Source organism: Streptomyces sp. Je 1-369, from assembly GCF_026810505.1.
Classification (GTDB): Bacteria; Actinomycetota; Actinomycetes; order Streptomycetales; family Streptomycetaceae; genus Streptomyces.
On record NZ_CP101750.1, the window covers coordinates 4,611,451 to 4,631,057 of the forward strand.

At 69.7% G+C, this 19,607-nt stretch carries 18 protein-coding genes and 1 tRNA gene; 4 read left to right on the top strand and 15 right to left on the bottom strand.

Translation table 11 applies throughout. The features are described from left to right. Positions 1–257: 257 nt before the first annotated feature. Genes NOO62_RS21050 through NOO62_RS21060 form a run of 3 tightly spaced genes read right to left on the bottom strand, consistent with a single transcriptional unit; the run spans position 258 to position 1,523 of the window. Entirely contained in the window at positions 258–641 is a 384-nt protein-coding gene (locus NOO62_RS21050; RefSeq protein ID WP_414931002.1) for a hypothetical protein, read from the bottom strand. Beyond that, a complete protein-coding gene (locus NOO62_RS21055) occupies positions 638–1,069 on the bottom strand; it encodes an ATP-binding protein (RefSeq protein WP_268772439.1) in 432 nt (143 codons plus the stop codon). Before NOO62_RS21055 ends, NOO62_RS21050 begins: the two co-directional genes overlap by 4 nt. Positions 1,070–1,115: 46 nt before the next feature. After that, the gene (locus NOO62_RS21060; protein ID WP_268775711.1) at positions 1,116–1,523 is read right to left on the bottom strand and encodes an NUDIX hydrolase; all 408 of its coding nucleotides are present in this window, start codon (positions 1,521–1,523) and stop codon (positions 1,116–1,118) included. A 130-nt stretch (positions 1,524–1,653) separates the two neighbouring features. Between NOO62_RS21060 and NOO62_RS21065 the strand changes: the two genes are divergently transcribed. After that, positions 1,654–2,439, top strand: a complete 786-nt coding sequence (locus NOO62_RS21065; RefSeq protein ID WP_268772440.1) for a GntR family transcriptional regulator — start codon at positions 1,654–1,656, stop codon at positions 2,437–2,439. A 30-nt stretch (positions 2,440–2,469) separates the two neighbouring features. Here the strand turns inward: NOO62_RS21065 and NOO62_RS21070 are convergent, their stop codons facing one another. Together NOO62_RS21070 and NOO62_RS21075 are read right to left on the bottom strand one after the other, a co-directional pair. Next, positions 2,470–2,709 carry a hypothetical protein gene (locus NOO62_RS21070; protein ID WP_268772441.1) on the bottom strand — a complete coding sequence of 80 codons (240 nt, stop codon included), beginning with the start codon at positions 2,707–2,709 and terminating at the stop codon, positions 2,470–2,472. Between the two features lie 115 nt (positions 2,710–2,824). Further along, positions 2,825–2,895, bottom strand: a tRNA-Gly gene (locus tag NOO62_RS21075). A 598-nt stretch (positions 2,896–3,493) separates the two neighbouring features. On the opposite strand from NOO62_RS21075, the gene dcd reads away from it, so the two are divergent. Continuing rightward, a complete protein-coding gene (dcd, locus tag NOO62_RS21080) occupies positions 3,494–4,069 on the top strand; it encodes a dCTP deaminase (protein WP_268772442.1) in 576 nt (191 codons plus the stop codon). A gap of 8 nt (positions 4,070–4,077) precedes the next feature. After that, positions 4,078–4,575 (top strand): phosphoribosyltransferase, encoded by a 498-nt coding sequence (locus NOO62_RS21085; protein ID WP_268772443.1) that lies wholly within the window; start codon positions 4,078–4,080, stop codon positions 4,573–4,575. A gap of 93 nt (positions 4,576–4,668) precedes the next feature. Here the strand turns inward: NOO62_RS21085 and NOO62_RS21090 are convergent, their stop codons facing one another. The 9 genes from NOO62_RS21090 to NOO62_RS21130 form a co-directional block, all read right to left on the bottom strand. After that, positions 4,669–5,673: a Yip1 family protein gene (locus NOO62_RS21090; protein ID WP_268772444.1), complete on the bottom strand. Its 1,005-nt coding sequence runs from the start codon at positions 5,671–5,673 to the stop codon at positions 4,669–4,671. Positions 5,674–5,837: 164 nt separating this feature from the next. Then, entirely contained in the window at positions 5,838–7,316 is a 1,479-nt protein-coding gene (locus NOO62_RS21095) for an FG-GAP and VCBS repeat-containing protein (protein ID WP_268772445.1), read from the bottom strand. Positions 7,317–7,400: 84 nt separating this feature from the next. Then, positions 7,401–8,888: a VCBS repeat-containing protein gene (locus NOO62_RS21100; protein WP_268772446.1), complete on the bottom strand. Its 1,488-nt coding sequence runs from the start codon at positions 8,886–8,888 to the stop codon at positions 7,401–7,403. 281 nt (positions 8,889–9,169) lie between these two features. Next, positions 9,170–10,621, bottom strand: a complete 1,452-nt coding sequence (locus NOO62_RS21105; RefSeq protein WP_268772447.1) for an FG-GAP-like repeat-containing protein — start codon at positions 10,619–10,621, stop codon at positions 9,170–9,172. Between the two features lie 74 nt (positions 10,622–10,695). After that, positions 10,696–12,090: an FG-GAP-like repeat-containing protein gene (locus NOO62_RS21110; protein WP_268772448.1), complete on the bottom strand. Its 1,395-nt coding sequence runs from the start codon at positions 12,088–12,090 to the stop codon at positions 10,696–10,698. Between the two features lie 128 nt (positions 12,091–12,218). Then, positions 12,219–13,658, bottom strand: a complete 1,440-nt coding sequence (locus NOO62_RS21115; protein ID WP_268772449.1) for an FG-GAP-like repeat-containing protein — start codon at positions 13,656–13,658, stop codon at positions 12,219–12,221. Between the two features lie 1,597 nt (positions 13,659–15,255). After that, positions 15,256–15,435 (bottom strand): DUF397 domain-containing protein, encoded by a 180-nt coding sequence (locus tag NOO62_RS21120; protein ID WP_268772450.1) that lies wholly within the window; start codon positions 15,433–15,435, stop codon positions 15,256–15,258. 10 nt (positions 15,436–15,445) lie between these two features. Further along, the gene (locus NOO62_RS21125) at positions 15,446–15,634 is read right to left on the bottom strand and encodes a DUF397 domain-containing protein (protein WP_268772451.1); all 189 of its coding nucleotides are present in this window, start codon (positions 15,632–15,634) and stop codon (positions 15,446–15,448) included. 3 nt (positions 15,635–15,637) lie between these two features. Continuing rightward, positions 15,638–16,486, bottom strand: a complete 849-nt coding sequence (locus NOO62_RS21130; RefSeq protein ID WP_268772452.1) for a helix-turn-helix domain-containing protein — start codon at positions 16,484–16,486, stop codon at positions 15,638–15,640. Between the two features lie 248 nt (positions 16,487–16,734). Between NOO62_RS21130 and NOO62_RS21135 the strand changes: the two genes are divergently transcribed. Continuing rightward, a complete protein-coding gene (locus NOO62_RS21135; RefSeq protein WP_268772453.1) occupies positions 16,735–17,151 on the top strand; it encodes an ATP-binding protein in 417 nt (138 codons plus the stop codon). A 65-nt stretch (positions 17,152–17,216) separates the two neighbouring features. On the opposite strand, the gene NOO62_RS21140 is transcribed toward NOO62_RS21135, so the two are convergent. Then, entirely contained in the window at positions 17,217–19,484 is a 2,268-nt protein-coding gene (locus tag NOO62_RS21140) for a (Fe-S)-binding protein (protein WP_268772454.1), read from the bottom strand. Positions 19,485–19,607: the final 123 nt, after the last annotated feature.

Genomic DNA, 19,607 nt, shown 5'->3' on the forward strand with positions numbered 1-19,607 from the left:
CTGTGGACCTGCCCGTAAAGCACGACGTTGGGGCCATGATCTTAGAGGCTCGCCCCAAAGTGGCTGCCTAAAGCCGTGGAGCCGACCGCCCCAGCCACGATGCACCCATTCTTTGAGTTCAGTTGGCCGCAAGCTCATGTCGCGCGGCCTGGCGGACCGGGCCGGAGCGGGGCGGAGACAGGAGCGGCGGCCCGGGGAGCCGGGCCGCGCGGCGAGCGGGACGCGAGCCGCCTTGAACCAGTAGAGAAAGTTGTAACTCAGTCCGTCTGTCGGGGCTTGAAGTCGTGTGCGCGCGCTGGGAGTTCCGCCGCTTGGCGGTGTGCCAGGGGTAGGGACAGGACTGGTCGTATCGTCCAGGTGATGCGTGTGTCCGCGTGAGTCACTGAGACCGTGCAGGGCTGCATCCGGAGAAGGGCTCTGCGGGTGCGGACGCGGCCCTCGTATAGCCACTCCCAGGCTTCGCCTGAGGCGTGAGTGTTCAGTGCCGGGGAGATCGTGCGGAGTGTCACCGCTACCCACCGATCCGCCTGCGGTGCCGAGTAGGCGTCGAACGATGCTCGTAGCTGCGGCCCCGCTTGGCCGTTCGTGGCGGTGGACTCCGTCCAGCACTCGCACCAGTAGCCGCGTCGGAGCTCGGTCATCCGCATAGTTGGCCTCCCCTGCCGGCCTCGGTGAAGAAAGCCGCGGTGACCGTGTGGCCGTGGTCGCTGTCGTTGACGACGACGCGGTGCGCGATGGCGCTGACCATGTCCAGGCCCCGGCCGTGTTCCGCCTCCTCGTCCTGGTGCTCGACCTTCGGCGCGGTTCCCGCGCCCCCGTCGTCCGTGACCGACAGGGTGAGCATCTGCGGGGATACCTCGATAGCCAGGGAGAAGCTGCCCGACTGACGCCCGCTGGCTGTGTGCAGGATCGCATTTGTGCTCAGTTCGCTCACGATGAGTTCGGCGGCGTCCGCGAGTGGTGAGCCGCGAAGGATGTCCCGCGTCCAGCGTCGGGCCCGGCTGACCTCTTCTGGGAATCCTGGGCAAGTGAGGCCCCAGACTCGGGCAGTGCTCGTATACTCGTGCATACAAGTTCCTTCGTGCTGGTAGGCCGCCATGTGCAGCGGGTTCGAGCTAGACGAGTTTCACGCCGTCGTGGGCACGGATGGCAGGCGGGGACGCCGCGTCGAGTGCGTCCAGGACGCGGATCGCGTACGCCTCGTCGGCGAGTTCGGTGACTTCGTCGCGGGTCGCCCAGCGCAGAGCTCGGGTCTCGGCCCCGGTGGTGGGTGTGCCGTCGGCGGCCTCGCAGCGGAAGACCATGGAGACGATCAAGCCCGTCATGTTCTTGTAGATGCCGGTCAGGGTCGCGGGAAGTGCGATCTTGATGCCGGTCTCTTCGAGGACCTCGCGTTGCAGAGCCTCGGGGATGGTCTCCTCGCGTTCGAGGATGCCGCCCGGCGGCTCCCAATGTCCGTTGTCGCGGCGCTTGATGAGGAGGGCCCGGTCCTGGTCGTCGACGATGACTCCGGCGACGCTCACAGAGTGCGGACGGGTCGTGCTCACGGTTCTCGACTCTCCTCCGGAACCTCTCCGGAACCTCTCCGATGGCTAGGCTGCCCACCGTAGCAACAGCACTCGGCTACTTGTCTAGATATCTAAAGGAGTACATGTGACGTCACTCCCGAGCCGGCTCGGTGCCGTCGACCCCACGAGTGATCGTGCGGTCTTCCGGCAGATCGCCGACCAGCTGCGTGAGGCCATCGACCGGGGGCGGTTCACGGAGGGCGAGAAGCTGCCCTCGGAGGCCGAACTCGTCGAGCACTACGGGGTCTCCCGGATGACCGTCCGGAATTCCTTCTCGATTCTTCAGGGCGAGGGACTCGTGCACGCCGAGCACGGCAGAGGCGTCTTCGTGCGGCCCCGGCAGCCCGTGCGTCGGCTCGCCTCCGACCGGTTCGCCCGGCGCCACCGGGAGCAGGGCAAGTCCGCCTTCCTCGTCGAGGCCGATGCCGCAGGCGGACATCCCGAGGTGGACAGCCTGGAGGTCAAGGAGGAGAAGGCCGACCAGGACATCGCCACCCGGCTCGGGGCGGCGCGGCGCGTGCTTGCTCGTCGGCGCCGGTATCTCCTCGACGGGCGGCCGGTCGAGTTCGCCGTCTCGTACCTCCCGCTCGACATCGCGCGCGGTACGCAGATCGCCGAGCCCAACCCCGGCCCCGGCGGCATCTACGCCCGCCTCGAAGAACTCGGCCACCACCTCGACCATTTCGAAGAGGAGATCCGCGCCAGAATGCCCTCGCCCGACGAAGTGCGGACGCTGCGGCTGGCCTCCGGTGTGCCGGTCATCAGCCTGATCCGCACCGCGTACGACAAGGAGGGGCGGGCCGTGGAGGTCTGCGACACCGTCATGGCTGCCGACGCCTACGTCCTCGCGTATCAGCTGCCTGCCGACTGAGAGGTGTCGTGGAATGGGGGTGGGGGGGAGTCAGGCGTTCGGGTGTCGGTTGTCGCCCGGGACCGTTCGGATCCAGTTGCGGAATCTCCAGCAGACCAGAGGAGGCGCCGTCAGCATGGCCAGGAGGTAGAGGGCCACGCTTGCGGGGGAGATCAGGTAGTACTCCCAGCGCGGGGGGAGCAGGGCGGGGAGTGCGATCAGGAGGGTCAGCGTCAGCCACGTGGCCAGGGTCGTGAGTATCGCCTTGGAGATGATTACCGCTGTTCTCACTGGCTTTGGGTCCCCTCGTGTCCGGTCGGCGCCATGCGCAAACGCAGCCGGGCGGCAAGCGGCGGCGAGGGGCAGCAAGAAACCCCCGGGTCCATGACCCGGGGGTTCGAGTAAGAGCGGGTGACGAGAATCGAACTCGCACTCTCAGCTTGGGAAGCTGATGTTCTACCACTAAACTACACCCGCGAAAGACGCCGTATGAACCGGTGTCGTAACGTCGCACACTGTACCTCATCCCGGGCCCCCGGCGCTCTCGCCGTGGGGCCTTCGTGCTGTCCGGGAGGGGGATGCGCCGTGCGTTCGGAGGGAGTTGGGGCGTACCGTGGCTCGCGGTCGTGCCGCCTGGATGAGCGTCCCTTTCATACCGTAATGTGGCCTTTCGTCGTCGGCTCGGAGGCGAGCGTGAGACGAGTTGGTACGGGTGGTACGGGTACGTACGAGCTCACCTACGACTGGGGAAGGGACTACAGGACTTGATGGAGCGCACCGTCGTCCGATGTGCCGAAGGGCACGTGTTCAGCACCGCTTCGTTCCCGATGCAGCAGGCGGACCGGCTCGGTCCTGGCCGGCTCATCCGCTGCCCGCGCTGTGCCCGGCTCCGGCATGCCGTGCCGGTGACCTTGCAGCGCCGGTAGCGCCGGTAGTGCCGGTAGTGCCGGTAGCGGCGGTAACGGCCGTATCGAACGTGAGCAGGCAGCGGGGAATGTAAGTCGTCAGCGAGATACCAGGCGCGCGGGTCCTGTCCGATTGGGGGCGGCCCGCGCGCTCTGCGTATCCTCGGTGCGTGCTTCTCTCAGACAAGGACATCCGGGCCGAGATCGACTCCGGACGGGTGCGGATCGACCCGTACGACGAATCCATGGTGCAGCCCTCGAGCATCGACGTGCGGCTGGACCGCTACTTCCGGGTGTTCGAGAATCACCGCTACCCACACATCGACCCCTCCGTCGAGCAGGCCGACCTGACGCGGCTCGTGGAGCCCGAGGGTGACGAGCCGTTCATCCTCCACCCCGGCGAGTTCGTGCTCGCGTCGACGTACGAGGTCATCTCCCTGCCGGACGATCTCGCCAGTCGGCTCGAGGGCAAGTCCAGCCTCGGGCGGCTCGGGCTCGTCACGCACTCCACCGCCGGGTTCATCGACCCGGGGTTCAGCGGGCACGTGACCCTTGAGCTCTCGAACCTGGCGACTCTGCCGATCAAGCTCTGGCCGGGCATGAAGATCGGACAGCTGTGTCTGTTCCGGCTCACCTCGTCCGCGGAGGCCCCCTACGGGTCCGAGCGGTACGGGTCGCGTTATCAGGGACAGCGGGGCCCGACCGCCTCCCGGTCCTTCCTCAATTTCCATCGGACACAGGTGTGACATCCAGCATGAGTGACGTGCGCGAGAACCTTACGTACGACAAGTTCGGCGGCGCTGTGCGCGAGCTCGCGCAGACGATCGCCGACGACGGGTACCAGCCCGACGTGATCATCTCCATCGCCCGCGGTGGCGTCTTCGTCGCGGGCGGCCTCGCGTACGCACTCGACTGCAAGAACATCCACCTGGTGAATGTGGAGTTCTATACCGGGGTCGGGACGACTCTGGAAATGCCTGTGATGCTCGCGCCCGTTCCCAACGTCATCGACTTCACCGACAAGAAGGTGCTGATCGCCGACGACGTCGCCGACACCGGCAAGACGCTGAAGCTCGTCCACGACTTCTGCCTCGATCACGTCGCCGAAGTACGGTCCGCCGTCATCTATGAGAAGTCGCACTCCCTCGTGAAGTGCGAGTACGTGTGGAAGCGCACCGACGAGTGGATCAACTTCCCGTGGAGCGTCGAGCCGCCCGTCGTGAAGCGTCAGGGGCAGGTTCTCGACGCGTGAGCACGTGAGTATCCGAGTACGCGAGTATCCGGGTACGTGGGTAAGGGGCCGGTGGACTTTGCGTTCACCGGCCCCTTCTCGCGCACGTGCCTACTAGAACGTACCCAGCTTGATGATCGAGAGAATCGCCAGCAGCTGGATCGTCGACGCGCCCAGCGCCTTCGGCCACGGCAGGTCGTGGGACTTGCTGACCATCGTCGTGAGCAGCGCGCCCGCCGCGAGCCACGTCGCCCAGCCGAGAAGCTGGACGAAGGGCTGGCCGCCGCCGAGGAACATCGCCACGATCACTCGGGGCGCGTCCGTCAGCGACATGATCAGCATGGAGAGGCCGACCGTCGGCTGCCACGCGCCGTTGCCGCCGAGCTGGCGGGCGAGGGTGTGCGTGACCACGCCCAGGATGAACGCGCTGATGGTGATCGCGACGCCGGTCGTGAGGACGAACGGGACCGCCGACGACAGCGTCGCGTTGATCGCGTCCTCGCGGGCGTCGTCGAAGCCGAAGATCGCGAGCGCGCCGTAGAGGAACGTGACGACGAGGGCGGGGCCCCACATCGCGTAGTCCCGCATCTGGAAGAAGGTGGGGGCGGGGCGCAGTACGACGCCGCGGAGCAGGTCCTTCCAGTGCAGGCGCGGGCCCATGGGGGCGGCGCTCGCCTGGCCCGCGCGGTACGTGTCGCCCTGGGTGTACGGGTCCTCGCCGATGGAGAAGGCCTGCGTGTGCCCGGGGTTGTTCGCCGCGTACGGGTCGTAGCCGCCCTGCGGAGCGCCGTGGCCCTGCGGGGCGCCGTGGCCGTGGCCGCGGTCGTCGGGGGCGCCGAAGTACTCCGGCTCGCCGTGGTTGCCGGCGCCGCCGCCCGCCTGGGGCCACTGCTGGTTGCCGCCGCCACCGCCGCCGTAGGGCCGGCCGCCGCCTTGCGGTGCGCCGCCCCCGTACTGCGGGGCCGACGGCGCAGGCGGGTAGCCGTACGGCTGCTGCCCTCCCTGCTGCGGGGCCTGCTGTCCGTACGGCTGCTGCCGCGGTTGTTGGTGCGGTCGCGGTTGTTGTTGCGGTCGCGGGGCGCGGTTGTCCCGGCCGCGTCCGATCCTGAATCCAGCCACGAATCGAACGTACCTGGTCTCCAGGGGCGGGGTCGTCCCTCCTCGGGAGGAGACGCGGCTTTGCGGCCGACCTGTGACAACCCCTAGGGGTACCCGGACGGGTGTTCCAGTACGGGTGTTCTCGTGCGGGTCTTCTCGTACGGCCCGTGCAGCCCGTACGAGTTTCACTGCGCCAGCGACGCTCCGTACGTCAGCGGGCCCGAAGACGTCGGAAGACCCAGTGAGTTCGGGGTGACGGCTGACGCGCCCCTCGTGCCGGTCGCCAGGTGCGGGAGGTTCCAGACGCCGCCCGCCGACGCGTTCTCGCCGGGCGCGGCGGCGGAGAGGTCCGGGCTGCCGTCGCCGTTGTGGTCCGCGAAGCCGAGCCTCGCGCCGAACAGGTCGCCCGCCTCGGCGCCGCCCGGGACGCCGGGGGAGTTCTGCTGGTACGAGACCGCGCCCACCGCCTTCCCGTCCTCCGTGAGGATGCCCTTCGCGCCGCCCTTCAGGACGGTGATCGCACCCGCGCGCGCCGCGCTTCCGATCGCCTCACCGGGGGCGCCCGCGATCAGGTCGTCCTTGCCGTCTCCGTCGACGTCCGCGGCCGCGAGCGCGTTGCCGAAGTCGTCACCCTTTTCAGCGACACCCGGAACGCCCGGGGTGTCCTGGTTGAGGGTCTGGCCCTCCCACACGAGGCCGTCGCCGTCCCCGTAGTGGATGTGGATGCCGCCGCCCTCCGCGAGCTCCTCGGGGCCGCACGGGTCGTCGATGTTCTCGTCGGCGATCTCGCGGCAGTTGCCGAGGGCGAGGTCGTCGTGGCCGTCGCCGTTGAAGTCGCCGGTGGCCAGCGCGTTCGCGGCGCTGTTGTCGCTGCTCCAGGTGAGGTCGAAGGCGCCGGGGACCTCGTCGTTCTTGTCGTAGCGGTAGAGCTGGACGTGGGACTGCGTGCGGGTGGGGCTCTGCTCGTAGTACGCGACGGCCAGCTCGGGGAGGCCGTCGGAGTCGAAGTCGCCGGTCGTCAGCACGGGGGCGCGGCCGCCCATGCGGCGAGCCATGCCGGGGGAGGTGTCGGCGGTGTACGGGTTGCCGTTGAAGACGACCTGGTCCTTGCCGCCGATCGCCAGGTCGACGTCCGTGTCGCCGGTGAAGTCGGCTGCCGTCAGCGCGTTTCCGTACGCGTCGCCCGTCTTCGCGCCCCGCGCCGCCGTGTTGGCCAGCGCGAAGCCGTCGCCCGTGCCGTAGAGGACGGTGACGGAACCCGCGTCCGTCTTGGCGTCGATGTCCTCGCCGGGGGCGCCGATGACCAGGTCGGCGTACTTGTCGTCGTCTATGTACGCCGTGGTGACGGCCGCGCCGAAGCGGTCGCCGGTCTCCGGTGTGCCGGGGACCTCGACCGTGGCCTGCGTGATGCGCCGCACGTTGCTCGACCCCGGGCCGCCCTCGCCGCCGAAGACGACGCTCACGTATCCCGCCTTCGCCTTGCCGTCGACGGTGCCGCCGGGCACGCCCACGGCGAGGTCCGCGTATCCGTTGCCGTCGAAGTCGGCCTTCAGCGGGGGTGCCGGGGCCGCCGCGGCCGCGGAGGTCGTGAAGGGGAGGGTCAGGCCGGTCGTGGCCAGGACGGTCGCCGCGGCCAACGCCAGGGTGTGGGTACGTGCGCGCATGGGGGCTCCGGGGGTAGGGGTGGAGGCCGGGCCCGCACCGGTGGTGCGGGCCCGGTGGTCAGGGACAGCGGTGGACGACGTGGGTCAGTCGGCGAAGTGCATGCCGAGCCGCGGCGTGCCCGTCGCCGAGACGCCCACGGTCGACGTGTAGACGCCGGTCGCGCCGGTGAGGGTGCCGTCGCTCCCGCTGATCAGCGGGTAGAGCGCGCCGTTCGCGCCGTTCTCGCCGTACGCGCCGACCGTGACGTCACCCCGGCCGTCGCCGTTCAGGTCGTCGACGTGGACGTCCGCGCCGAAGAAGTCGCCCTTCTCGTTGGAGTTGGGCACGCCCGGCGTGTTCTGATCGAGGAAGACCGCGCCGTCCGTGGAGAGGCCCGAGCCGTCCGCCTTGCCGTAGATGACGGTGACCGAGCCCGCGTCCGTGACACCGGCGAGGTCCTCGCCCGCCGCGCCCACGACCAGGTCGAGGTGGCCGTCGCCGTTGATGTCGCCGAGGTCGAGCTCGTTGCCGAAGGAGTCGCCCTTCTCGCCCGCGCCCGGGACGCCCGCGCTGTCCTGGGTGAAGACCTGCGTGCCGCCGTACGGTCCGGTGGCCGAGCCGTGCACCACGTACACCGAGCCGCCCTTGTTCGCCCCGGCGATCTCGTCGTCCCATTCGAGGCCGATGACGATGTCGCCGTAGCCGTCGCTGTCCGTGTCGCCGACGTCGGTGATGATGCCGCCGGGCAGCCGCTGCTGGTTGGTCGTCTTGAGGCCGTCGGCGGTGCCGGGGACCCACAGGTTGGCGTTGTAGCTGTCGCCGGTGGAGTAGCCGTCGACGATGAGGTCTTCCCTCTTGTCGCCGTTCACGTCACCGGCGTGCAGATTGAAGGGCCCGGCGCCCTCGCCGCTCTGGATGGCGGGCTTGACCGTGTAGTGGCCGCTGCCGGTGCCGCCGGTACGCGAGATCTTGCCGTTCACCACGTCGATGGTGGCCGCGCCGGACCGGGCGCCGATGGCGAGGTCGGTGTTGCCGTCGCCGTCGAAGTCACCGGCCTCGATGGGCCCGCCGAAGAAGTCGTGGCCGCTCGGGCGGGGGTCCTTCACCGTCGTACCGCCGGAGAGGCCGTTCGGGGAGCCCCACAGGATCTGCGCGGTGCCGCCGTCCTTGTCGCTGCCGACGTCCTCGCCGGGTGCGGCGATCGCGAGGTCGTCGTAGCCGTCGCGGTCGAAGTCGCCGTACGCGGTGTCGTACCCGAAGACGTCGCCCGCCTCGGCGGAGCCGGGGACACCCGCGCTGTTCTGGCTGAACGTCTTGTGGCGCAGGGTGCTGCCGCCGTACGTGACGACGACCTGGCCTGCCTGGTCCTTGCCGCCGACGTTGGCGTAGGCCGCGGAGGTGGCGAGGTCGGCGACGCCGTCGCCGTTGAAGTCGGCCTCGTGCGAGGGCAGCGGCTCGGCCGGTGCGGCGGAGGCGGTCGCTCCCGTGACGGCGAGCAGTCCGCCGGTCAGCGCGGCCGTGACGGCCGTCGCGGCGGCGAGCCGCGTACGTCTGGAGCGGGCGGTGGTGGAGGTGCGCTTGTGCTGGGCCATGCGGTTCTCCTGCTACGTGCGGGGATGCCTGGCGGGCATCCGCAGTCGATGGGGTGCGACGGGCGCGTTCACCGGGCGTTGACCCGGGCGTCACGCCGCGGTCGGCGAAGGAGAGACCGATGGTGGGGGGCAAGGGTTGTACGGACGGGCTGAGTTGGGGTTCAGCCCGTCCGGCGTTCGAGGACGAACCCGGCGAAGCCGGTGATTCGGCGAAGCCGGTGATTCGATGGTGCGGGTCCGACGGTGCGGGTCCGACGGCGCGCGTCCGACGGTGCTGCTACCTACCGCCCAAGAACCATCCCGTACTCACGCGCCCCCGCGAGACCGAGCTTCCCCGGCGTCACCGACGTGACGTCCGGGCGCGGGCCGCCGTCCTTGGGGCTCGGCGCGTACCAGACGCCGCCCTTCCGGCCGTCCTCGCCGGGCGCGCCCACCGCGGCGTCGGGGTAGGAGTCGCCGTTGTAGTCGCCGGTCGCGACGGACGCGCCGAGGTGGTCGTCCGCCTCCGCCGTGCCCGCGACGCCCGCGGTGTTCTGGCTGAAGGCGGGACCGGTGAACGGCTTGCCCGCTCCGGTCGAGGCCAGCGTCCAGTACGTGCCCGCGTTCTTGACCGTCCCGACGGCCTCCGCGTCCGCGCCGACGACCAGCTCGTCGCCGCCGTTCCGGTCGAGGTCGCCGACGGCGAGCTGCGCGCCGAAGTTGTCGCCGGCCTCGGCCGTGCCGCCGACCTCGGGCGAGGCCTGGGTGGTGCACGAGGTGCCGCCGTCGCCGGGCGCGCCGTCCTTCTTGCCGTAGACCGTGAGGATCGCGCCGCCGAGCCGGTCCTCGCAGTGGGTCTGCTCGGTCTCGGGGTGGGGCTGTACGTTGCCGACGGCGAGGTCGGTCGTGCCGTCCCCGTCGAAGTCGCCGGTGGCGAGCGAGGTGTCCGTGCGGTCGCCCGTGGCCCACGCCGACTTCCACTCGCCCGTCGCACGGTTCATGACGGTCGTACCGCTCATCTCCAAGCCCCGGTACGAGACGGCGAGCTCGTCGCGGCCGTCGCCGTCGAAGTCGCCGGAGGCCAGGGCGGTGGCGTCCGTGAAGTGCCAGCCGGTGACCCGGGAGACCTTGGCGGGCGAGCCCGCGGTGAACGGACCCGGCCGGGTCACGACCGAGCCGACCTCGTCGAAGTGACGGTTGAAGGCGATGTCCTTGTTGCCGTCCTTGTCGAAGTCGCCGGTGGCGAGCTGTGCTCCGAACCGGGAACTGTCGAAGTCGCCGTTGGCGGCGGTGAAGCCGCCCTTGAAGCCGCCCGCGCCGCCCCAGACGACCGCGACGGTCCCGGCGCTCAGCCCGGCCGTGGTGTCCTCCTCGGGCGCGCCGACGATCAGGTCGCTGTAGCCGTCGCCGTTCATGTCGTCCGACGCGACGGCGAACCCGAACGCGTCGCCCGCCTCGGCCGTGCCCGGTACACCGGCTGTGGACTGGCTGACGGTCGTCGACCCGTGCTTGCCGAGGCCGGACGCGCCGCCCCAGACGACGTTGACGTACCCGGCCTCGGCCTTGCCGTCCACGGTGGCGCTCGGCACGCCGACGGCGAGGTCCACGTAGCCGTCGCCGTTGTAGTCGCCGCGGATCTTGGAGGGGGCGTCGACGGCTGCCGCGTTGCCCGCGGCCAGGCCGGTGGCGCCGAGGGCGGTGGCGGCGCAGAGTGCGGCCGTGCCGAGGAGGTGGTTACGGGCGTACGTAGGCATGGAGAGGCCTCCAACGTGTGTAGGTGGTACGGGAGTTGCCTTGAAAGTAGGTAAAGGGGGGAGGGGGAGGCGGGTCAGCGCAGCGCGCGCCCGAACCCCGCCCCCGCGCCGCCGACCCCGAAGTCCGTGCCGTTGAACGAGGCCGCGTAGGACGCGGTCAGGCCCGTCGACGTGCCGCGCAGGACCCATACGGCGCCGACGTCCCGTGTCGTGCCGATGTCTTCGCCGAGCGCGCCCGCGGCCAGGTCGGCCTTGCCGTTCTTGTTGATGTCCTTGAGGCGTACGGACGTACCGAAACGGTCGCCGTCCTCGGCGGCGCCGGGTACGCCCGACGTCTCCTGGTGCCAGGCCTGGCCCGAAGTGAGGGTGCCGTGCGCCGACTTGAGCAGGGTCACGCTCCCACTCGCCGCCACCCCGTCGACCGTCTCGCCGGGCGCGCCCACCGCGAGGTCCGCGAGGCCGTCGCCGGTGACGTCGCCCGCGGAGACGGCCGCGCCGAAGCCGTCGCCCTTTTCGTCGGCACCCGGTACGCCCGCGCTGTCCTGGTTGTACGTCACCGGGGCGCCGAATCTGCCGTCACCGCCGCGCCGTACGGTGACCGAGCCGCCCTTGCCGCCCGCTGTGTCGCGCGCGTTGCCGGTGATGAGGTCGTCGTAGCCGTCGCCGTCGACGTCACCCGCGGTGGCCGCGTCGCGCGTCGCCGTCGGGTCGCCGCCCTCGGCGAGTACCTCGGCCCGGTAGCCGTAGTCGCCGACGCCGCCGTACATGTGCGCGGTCCAGGCGCCGCCGTCCGCGCGCTCGCCGTACAGGACGAAGCCGACACCGTCCTTGTACTTGAAGTTGCCGGCGACCATGCCGTCCAGGCGGACGCCGTCCGGCAGGAAGTCGACCTCCAGGCCGTGCACGTTCCCGTTCTCGCCCGTGCCGGTGTAGTAGTACCAGTTGTCGCCGCTGATGACGGCCAACTGGGGTGAGCCGTCGTAGTCCAGGTCGGTCCAGACGGCGGCCTCGCCGAAGCGGCCGGTGGTGTCGGCGGGGGAGTTCAGGGCGCGGCCGCCGGAGGTGAAGGGGTTCCGGCCGCCGTGGACGACGGAGACGGAGCCGGACGGCTTGCCCGCGACCTGCTCGCCGGGGGCGCCGACGATCAGGTCGGCGAAGCCGTCGCCGTTCACGTCACCGCTGGTCACGCTCTCGCCGAACTCGTCGCCCGGCTCGGTGACGCCGGGCACGCCCGCGGTGTTCTGGGTGACGGTTACGGAGCGGCGCTCGGACACGCCGCCCGCTGAACCGAACGTCACCGTCACGGAGTTGGAGTCGGGGGACCCGATGGCGAGGTCGCGGTAGCCGTCCCCGTTGAAGTCGTCCTTCAGGGCGGAGGCGGCGCTCGCCGTACCGGCCATGGGCAGCGCGAGGCCTGCGGCCGCGAGGGCCGCGACGGTGGCGGTGACGGCCAGGTTTCTTACGCGCACGTGGATCTCCCGGAAGTGGGCCTTGGGGTGAGCCTTTGGGTATGGCTTCCGGGGGGTGTGACTCGTGAGGCGTACGAAGGGTTGTGTGCGGGGAGTTGCGTGGTAGCCGTCAGGTGAACGGCAGTTGATTACTCCCCGCTCGGCGCCAGGAACTCCGCGGTGGAGAAGGTGACCCGTGGGTCGCGCGCCACGAGGTCTCCTTCGCGGCCGGGGTACACGGCGACGATGTCCTGGCTGTCGCCTCGGTACGTCCGCGTGACGAGGTCGGCTCGCTTGTCGCCGTCGAAGTCCGCGACTTGGAGTACCTCGGTCTTGCCCTTGCCCTTGCTCTTGCTCTTGCCCGGCGGCCGGACGAGCGCGGAGGCGTTGGGCGCGAGCTCCGACGTACGGCCACGGAAGACCCGCACGTCCCACGCGCCTCCTCCGGACCCGCTGCCCGCGCCGCTCACCACGAGCTCGCTCAGGCCGTCCCCGTCGAGGTCACCCGTGTCGACGGCGACGTTCTTGGCCTCCAGGGAGCCGCGCAGGGTGCCCGGCACGTCGTAGCGCAGGGCGATGCCCTTCGGGGACGTGATGGCGGCATCCATTCCCTTCCCCTCGCCGAAGCGGCCGAAGACGATGTCCTGGTCCTGGCCCCCGGGGAACAGCACGCCGGTCTCGTCGGGGCCCTGGGGGCCGCCCATGACGAGGGCACTCGTGGCGGCGCCCTTCGCGTCGGCGGCCTTGCGGACGAGTACGTCGTCGTAGCCGTCGCCGTCGACGTCCGTGGCGCGGCCGGTGGCGAGGTTGTTGCCGGGCGCGGTGACGGGCTCGCCCGCCGCGCGCGGGGCGCCGTTCCGCTTGAACGGGCCGCGCAGGAACGTGAGCCGGGCGCCGCTCGCGTGCAGGACGAGGTCGTTGGCGCCGTCCCCGTCGAAGTCGCCGCAGACCGGCTGGTCCGGCCAGTCGTTGCCGAAGCGGGCCTGCGCGGGCACGTTGAGTTTCACCGCCTTGCCGACCAGCCCCTTCGGTGAACCGAAGAGGATCTGCAGCGGTACGGGGGGCTGCCCCTGCCCGTCGTACGGCGGATCCGTCGACACGAGCAGATCGCTGAAGCCGTCCTCGTCGAGGTCGCAGGACGCCTCGGAGTCGAAGGCGGCGGGCAACTGGCCCTTCGTACGGGCACCGTTGGCGTGGGCGCTCACGAGTTGCCGGGCGCCGGGGGTGAGGCCGCGCTTGCCCCGCGTACTGCCGTACACGATCCCGATGCCTGCGTCGTCGCCGTGGTCGGGGTGCACGAGGTCGTCGAGTACGAGGTCACGGGCGCCGTCACCATTGAAGTCGTCCTGGACGTTGTTGCCCTTGCCGCCCTTGCCGCCCTTGCCGCCCTTGCCTCGCGGGACGGGCTGTTGGGCGGGGCCCTTGCCCGCCATGCTCACCGGCTTGTGCGAGGCGTCACCGGGGCCGGCGCCGTCGTCGTGGCCGCCGCAGGCCGAGAGGAGAAGCGCGCAGCTCACGGCGGTGGCCAGCCCGGCGGATCCGCCGCACCACATGCTCCGCCTCGCGCCCCGTATCCCGGCACTCCGCATGCTCCTCACCAACCCCGAACGCCACAGTCGACAACAACCAGCCCATGATGCTCCCGCTCCCCTCGCGGGAGGGGTCCGAGGTGGTTCCGTTTCCATCACAGCGGGGCGGAGGTGCGTGGCGGGTCGGGCGGTGACTTCGGTGGACCGGTGTCTTCGTCGGTCACCGGGGCCGCCCGGGGTTTTGCGGAGTGTGGCGGTTCCGGGTCGGGAGTAAAGGGCGCTCCGCTGCGCTGCGCGTCGGCTGCGCCGATTCCGCTTCGCTTCACCCTTGACTCCCGTCCCTGCACCGCAGTTGGACGTTGACCCGGTCGGCCAGGGGTGGGGGCTGCGGGGACGGTTGGGTGGGTCACTCTCTTTCGCTGCCGGGTGCGGCCCGGCTCAACGTGAGTCGTCCTCACCGCATGCGTGCGGCTGCGCTGCTCGGGTCATCTGCTCGCGTTGCCGGGTGCGGCCCGGCCCAACGTGAGTCGCCGTCACGGTCTGGGGTGGGTCATCGGCTTTCGTTGCCGGGTGCGGACCGGTCCAACGTGGGTGGGAGTGGTGGTCGGTCTGCCGAAGGGCTGCCTGGGCCGTCCCCTCCGGCACCTACTTTGGGAAAGTTGCGAATGGGTTGGCCGCGCGCCCCCTCGGCAGATACCGATGCGCCCCCCGGCGTGTGGGATTGCTGGCTCGGCTGCGTGAGAGCAGTGCTCTGGGCGGCGGCGCGCGGGGTCCAGCGGGTGGCGGTTGGGTCGGGCCGCCCCCTCTCCGGCACCTACTTTGGGAAAGTTGCGAATGCCTTCGCCGCGCGCCCCCCAGCAGATGCCGATGCGCCCCCCGGCATGCGGGATTTGCCGCGCCGGATGCGCGAGATCAGTGGCGTGGGTGGGGGCGTGTGGGGTGTGGGAGGGGGGCGTGCGCCGGGACGGTTCGCAACTTTCCCAAAGTAGGTGCCGGAGGGCACCCGGGCCGGGGGCGGGGGCGGTGACGCTTCGGTGGCGCTTCGGTCTGCCCGGAGTGGTCACCCCGCGCACAACGTACCGACCTCACCCCCCGACCATGACGGCGACGGTGAGGGCGACTCGCGATGGACCGGGCCGCACCCGGCAACGCAAGCGGATGACCCGAGCAGCGCAGCCGCGCAGCTGGCGGCGCCGCAACCGGGGCGGCCACCCACGATGAGCCGGGCCGCACCCGGCAACGAAAGCCGATGACCCGCCCCAGACCGTGACGGTGACTCACGTTGGGCCGGGTCGCACCCGGCAACGCGAGGTGATGACCCGAGCAGCGCAGCCGCGCAGCTGGCGGCGCCGCGACCGAGGCGGTCGGCCACGTTGGACCGGGCCGCACCCGGCAGCGAAAGAGCGTGACCCACCCAACCGTCCCCGCAGCCCCCACCCCTGGCCGTCCGGGTCAATGTTCAACTGCGGTGCAGGGGCGGGAGTCAAGGGTGGAGCGGAGCGGAATCGGCGCAGCCGACGCGTAGCGCAGCGGAGCGCCCTTTACTCCCGGCCCGGAACCGCCACACTCCGCAAAACCCCGGGCGGCCCCGGTGACCATCAACGTCACCGGCCCACCGAAGTCACCGCCTTGCCGGGGCCCGGGCCGTGGTGCCCACTCACGGAGTCAACAGCCTTCTGAGGTAGGCGGCGAGGGCTTGAGGGGCGAGGGTGAGTGTGCGGTCGGGGTCCTCGCTCTCGCGGAGGAGCAGGCTGGGTTCGTCGCGGGCGAGTTCGACGCACTCGTTGCCGTCGGCGCCCCGGAGAACGAGGACTTCTGCCACTGGGGCATGGCTCACACCGCCTTGGTCACCTACGGGTCACGTCCAGGTGCGTAGCGTGCGATATCAGGGCAGCAAGGGCTTGAGGAGCGAGAGTGAGTATGTGGGTGGGGGCGTCACTCTCGCGGAGGCGTAGGTCGCTCTCGTCTCGGACGACCTCGATGCACTCGTTGCCGTCACCGGGTCCAGAGAACGAGGACTTCTGCCACTGAAGCACGGCTTACATTTCCTTAGCCAGACGGTGGATGAGGTCCCATGAAGGAGCAGGCTCAAGGGACGCTGACTCCACTTTACGGAAGAGTGTTCGCATAGCCATGAGTTGGGCGGACGCATCCAGGAACACTGACCCGTAGGGCGCATCCCGTTGGACCGTATCGAGTGCGGGTACCGCGCCTCCTGCGTACAGCATCATCGAGCTCGCGCCGGCGAAGCCATCCACGTCGAACGGGATGACGCGCACAGTGATGTTGGTCCGCTCCGTTGCGCTGAGCAGCGAGCTCAGTTGGGCCCGCGCCACACGGCGGTCCGCGACGCGGGTGCGAAGCGCGGACTCGTGGATCACTGCCTCGAACGGAGGTGCGTTCTCACTGGAGAGAACGAGTTTGCGGCGCATCCGGTGAGCCAGTCTCGGCTCCAGCTCGCTGTCCGGAAGTTCCGGCACTCGGTAGGCGAGTACCGCTCGGGCGTAGTCCTCGGTCTGCAACAAACCCGGAACGTGTGCGGTTCCGATCACCTGCATGAACTGCGCGTGATGCTCAAGCTCGGCAAGGTCGGCGAATACAGGCGGCAACACCTCGCGGTACTCCTCCCACCACCCTCGTGTCCGATCAGTAGCCATTCTCGTCAACGCGTCGATCAACGCGGTGTCCCCGCAGTGGTAGTTCGCCGCCATCCGGCGCAATCGCGCCTCGCTCACGCCGGTGACCCCGGACTCGATCTGGCTCATCGTCACGGGCACGGCACCCAGTAGCTGGGCCGCCTCGCGTGCTGTCAGTCCGGCCGCCTCGCGCATCTTGCGCAGCTCGCAGCCGAGCCGCTCCTGTCGCGCCGTGGGCTGCTTCCGTGGCACTCGTACCTCACCCTCTTCGCAACACGCATCACGAACGCGGCGGTTGGTCACTCCGTTGGGTGACCAGATTACGACAACCAGTTGCGCGAGACTAACCTTAGTCTCTACCGTCAGTGATGCGTCGCATACGCAGCGAACCTGGATCAACGGAAGCGCCCCGCCCCGCCATGCCATGGCGGTCGCGACACTGCCACCGTCAGGAGATCGCCGCAGCCGCCCAACTCCCATATGAACAACGGAGTTCACCGATGCCGGAAAACGAGACCTGGACCTACACCCTCTCCATCCCCAACGACCCCCTCGCTGTGCCCGTGAGCCGCCACACCCTCCGCCTCATCCTGAAGGCGTACGGTCTGCCCCACCTCGTAGATGCCGCCGAGCTCGTCGCCACGGAGCTGATCGCCAACGCCGTGCAGCACACCAAAGGGCCCGCCGCCCTGCGCATGCAGTGGGCGGGGGCGGTGCTCCGTATCGGGGTGTGGGACACGGATCCCACGCCCCCGTCCCCGGCCAGGGGGGCCGCCGGGTGGGACGAGGCGTCGGGCAGAGGGCTCGGGATCGTACGGGAATGTGCCGACGGGTGGGGGTGGTGCGCGCGGGAGCGGGACGAGGGGCGGGGGAAGCTCGTGTGGTGTGAGCTGACGGGCGCCGTGGCTGCCGCCTGAAAGGCGAAGACCCCGCCCCCTCCGGGGGGAGGGAACGGGGTCGGGCCACGTCAGTGGACCAGCGGCTACTTCACCGGCTCCGGCTCCGGCTCGTCCGCCGACTCCGGCTCGCCCGCCGGGTCGACCGGCGTCTTCACCGAGTCGAGCAGCAGCTGAGCGACGTCCACGACCTGGAGGGACTCCTTGGCCTGGCCGTCGTTCTTCTTGCCGTTGACGGAGTCGGTCAGCATGACCAGGCAGAACGGGCAGGCCGTGGAGACGATGTCGGGGTTCAAGGACAGCGCCTCGTCGACCCGCTCCGTGTTGATCCGCTTGCCGATCCGCTCCTCCATCCACATGCGCGCACCACCCGCGCCACAGCAGAAGCCGCGCTCCTTGTGGCGGTGCATCTCCTGCTGGCGCAGGCCGGGGACGGCGGACATGATCTCGCGCGGGGGCGTGTAGACCTTGTTGTGGCGGCCCAGGTAGCACGGGTCGTGGTAGGTGATGAGGCCCTCGACCGGCGTCACCGGGATCAGCTTGCCCTCGTCGATGAGGTGCTGGAGCAGCTGCGTGTGGTGGATGACTTCGTAGTCACCGCCGAGCTGCGGGTACTCGTTGGCGATCGTGTTGAAGCAGTGCGGGCAGGTCGAGACGATCTTCTTCGACGCCTTCGGCTTCTTCGTCGACTCGTCCTCGTCATCCTCGCCGAACGCCATGTTCAGCGTGGCGACGTTCTCCTGGCCCAGCTGCTGGAACAGCGGCTCGTTGCCGAGGCGGCGCGCGGAGTCACCGGTGCACTTCTCGTCGCCGCCCATGATCGCGAACTTGACGCCCGCGATGTGGAGGAGTTCCGCGAAGGCCTTCGTGGTCTTCTTGGCGCGGTCCTCCAAGGCGCCGGCGCAGCCGACCCAGTACAGGTACTCGACCTCGGTGAGGTCCTCGATGTCCTTGCCGACGACCGGCACCTCGAAGTCGACTTCCTTCGTCCACTCCAGGCGCTGCTTCTTGGCCAGGCCCCAGGGGTTGCCCTTCTTCTCCAGGTTCTTGAGCATCGTGCCCGCCTCGGAGGGGAAGGCCGACTCGATCATCACCTGGTAGCGGCGCATGTCGACGATGTGGTCGATGTGCTCGATGTCCACCGGGCACTGCTCGACGCAGGCGCCGCACGTGGTGCAGGACCACAGGACGTCGGGGTCGATGACGCCGTTCTCTTCGACCGTGCCGATGAGGGGGCGCTCGGCCTCCGCGAGGGCGGCGGCGGGCACGTCCTTCAGCTGCTCCTCGGTCGCCTTCTCCTCGCCCTCCATGGTCTTGCCGCCGCCCGCGAGCAGGTACGGCGCCTTGGCGTGCGCGTGGTCCCGGAGGGACATGATGAGGAGCTTCGGGGAGAGCGGCTTGCCCGTGTTCCAGGCGGGGCACTGCGACTGGCAGCGGCCGCACTCGGTGCACGTGGAGAAGTCGAGGATGCCCTTCCAGCTGAACTGCTCGACCTGGGAGACGCCGAAGACGTCGTCCTCGCCCGGGTCCTCCCAGTCGATCGGCTTGCCGCCGGACGTCATGGGCTGCAGCTCGCCGAGCGCCGTGCCGCCGTCGGCCTCGCGCTTGAACCAGATGTTCGGGAAGGCGAGGAAGCGGTGCCAGGCCACACCCATGTTGGTGTTCAGGCCGACCACGATCATCCAGATGAAGGAGGTCGCGATCTTCAGGCCGGCGAAGAAGTACGTGAGGTTCTGGAGGGTGGAGAGGTCCATCCCCGCGAACCAGGAGACGAACGGGTACGAGATGAAGAACGACGCCTCGTAGCTGTCCACGTGGTGCTGGGCACCCTCAAGGGCGTGCAGCGTGAAGATGCAGACGCCGACGATGAGGATGACGGTCTCGACGAAGTACGCCTGGCCGGTCTTGGAGCCCGCGAAGCGGGACTTGCGCCCAGGCCTGTCGGGGCGGTTCAGCTGCCGGATGACGATCAGCGTGAGGATGCCGAGCACGGTCATCGTGCCGATGAACTCGACGAACATGTTGTACGGCGCCCACTCGCCGATGATCGGCAGCATCCAGTCGGCCTCGAAGAGCTGGCCGATGGCGTTGACGATCGTCAGCAGCAGCGAGAAGAAGCCCACCGCCACGAACCAGTGCGCGAAGCCGACGATGCCCCACTTGTTCATGCGCGTGTGGCCGAGGAATTCCTTGACCACGGTGACGGTGCGCTGGAAGGGGTTGTCGGTCCTGAGTCCGGCGGGCACGGGCTGGCCGAGGCGCACGAACTTGTAGATCTGCACGATGGCACGGCCGAACAGCGCGACGCCGACCGCGATTAGGACCAGCGACACGATGATCGCGGCGAGTTGCATTTGGGGGCTCCTCGGGCCTGCGAGGCGAACTATTACTAAGCGGTAACTTATGCAGTCCGTCTGAGACTACCCACTTACTCCGCCGCACTGTAGCCAGCAGGGCGGTGATCTGCGTCGCTCAGG